Below are 2,538 nucleotides of genomic sequence, written 5' to 3' on the forward strand. Positions count from 1 at the left end.
AGAACATAGGTCTTGCCGTCTTTTTCAATTTCAGCTGGCTTGCTTGCAGTATAGGCTTCACCAATTGGACTGTCGGCTGCTTTGACCACTTCTGACGCTTGTAATTCGGTCTCTGTACCCTCGATAACGAAGCGGGCATTGACAGCACCACCGACTTGTTGGTACACATAGGTAACATCGGTAGTGCCCTCTACGACCTTACCAGTTTCTGAACCTTCTGTACGATCTGGAACAAGTTTGTACTTCTTACCGTCTTTTTCGATAACAGTTGGTTTTTCAGTATCATTTTCACCTGTATTGTAGTCTGTACCTACTGGTGTGTCACTTGTATCAGTGTAGTCATCTTTAATGGTATTGCCATTGGTATCCTTGTAGTGAACAACAACGCTTCCTTTGGGTTCTTCTTTCAAGACATATTGGTAGACAACCGTTTGTTCTCCCTCAGTTACTGCTCCCGTTTCTGGGGCATCTCCTTGGTTATCACGGACAGGCTTAGTCGCTGAAAGAACATAGGTCTTGCCGTCTTTTTCAATTTCAGCTGGCTTGCTTGCAGTATAGGCTTCACCAATTGGACTGTCGACTGCTTTGACCACTTCTGACGCTTGTAATTCGGTCTCTGTACCCTCGATAACGAAGCGGGCATTGACAGCACCACCGACTTGTTGGTACACATAAGTGACTGTCTGATCAGTCTCTTTCACCTTCCCAGAAACAGGATCGCTAGATGCTAGATGACTATCTGCTTTGACACGTCCAACAGTATAGTCACCGCCAGGAGCCAGTTTGTAGGTCTTCCCGTCTGCTGTTTTTATAGTATTAGGCTTATGATCACTCGTATTGTAATCTGTATCATATTTCCCCGCTTGGGTATCAGTCACCCGTTCCACATAAGCCCCATCTTTCGGAACTTGGAGGGAATTCCCGTTAACATCCTTGTAGGTCACATAGACATTAGCTGTCTTAGCACGATAGTAGTAGATAACATCATCTGGTTGATAGACAGAATTATTCACATCGAATGTTCGACCCAAATTATAACGTGAATTAGAAGCTGTAAAAGGGGCTAGGATCACTTCACGATAGGCAGTTGCATATTCATCCGCCGTTGGAGCTACCGTTGAACCTGTTGGACTGGCATAACGCAATTGGATGAACTCAACTATCCCTTTAATCCCATTCTGTGTTCTTCTAGTCTGCTCTTCTTGAGTTTTATCTACATCCTCATAAATAAAGTAGTTATCCATGTTCTCAAAGAATTCTCGGGCAGAAGGTAATGTGGCTGCTACACGATCTTTGTCCACATTGATTGAATTAGAAAATGTTCCCGCCGCTTTAGCCCATGTTATATAGGCTTCAATCTTTGTTTTTCCATCTTCTAATGTCGTTATCTTACGGAACAAGGTCCCCCTATTTGTAACAGAACTCTTATAAATGACATCACCAACTCGCTCTACTATTTCACTATTGACAATATAATTCTCACGACCTTCCGTTTGAACCAAGTCATAGCCCTTAATAGCAACTGGCTTGGTGGTATAGTTTGTTAATTCATCCCAACCATATTGAACAAATTCTGGGCGCAATTCTTTATTTGTTCCCTCTTCCAAGAACTTAGTAATCTGAGTCCCCCAGCGTCCACGAACAATTCTATTAGTTGTCGCAGGATGCGTTTGCGTATAAATATTTGTCCCATAAATCGGCAAGAAATTGGCAAGAGAATTGTCCATACGCTTTTTGAGCTGGAGGATTGGTCCTTGGGTGACTGGAGAAAATGATACATCAATAACCGCATACGAACCGCTTCCATCCGCCGCCTGATCTAGAGGGATATTTTGCCCAGATGTTAGAGATTGGGTGTCAATTGTCGTCGTATTAATAACGGCACCGTTTTTAGATACGGTAACATATATATATCTAGCATACCCTTGATTATCTACATCTCTTTTGGAAACAGAAACGGTATATTGACGTCCTATTTCAGCTGGTCTATCTCCTTGACCCCGTTCAGGTGTATATAAATTTTCAATAACCGACACCGTCATCCGTCCCGGAGTTGGATCTATATAGGGGGTGTAACCTTCTCTATTTAAGATACGATTCGAGGTCGTATAGCCATCATTTGGCTTATCCGATGATGTCTCTGTCGCCGCCCGGAAAGCACTCTCTGTCGTTCCCTGTCTTTGACGGAAACTCTGATAGTTCCGATTGAAGGTCAAGGCACGAATTTGGTCCTCGCTCAATTGTGAGAAGAGTTCCTCTGTCATGTGGAAGTCACCAAAATCACGCTCCCCCAATTGAGCGATTTCTTGTGCTGACATTTCTTTAAGACGGCTAGCTGTTAAAATTTTATAAGCAGATTCTTTCAGTACCCGCTCCTCGATATCAACATCGTGTTCTTGTCCATGAGCCACTTCTTGTGAGCACGTCAAACGCATGAACGTTTTCTTATATCACTTTGTTTATTAAGCACTTTTTTTGAAGCAAGGATGGCTCATTTTCATCTTCCTCTCCCCTTATCTTCTATCTCTAAAACCTAAT

At 42.9% G+C, this 2,538-nt stretch carries 1 protein-coding gene; it reads right to left on the minus strand.

Going from position 1 to position 2,538, the window contains the following annotated elements; genetic code table 11:
• Nucleotides 1-2,435, minus strand: a 2,435-nt coding sequence (locus ACVPON_RS09335; protein ID WP_462878356.1) for a MucBP domain-containing protein, incomplete at its 3' end; no start/stop codon positions are given.
• Nucleotides 2,436-2,538 lie beyond the last annotated feature (103 nt).

It is taken from the genome of Streptococcus sp. 1F3, assembly GCF_054968985.1.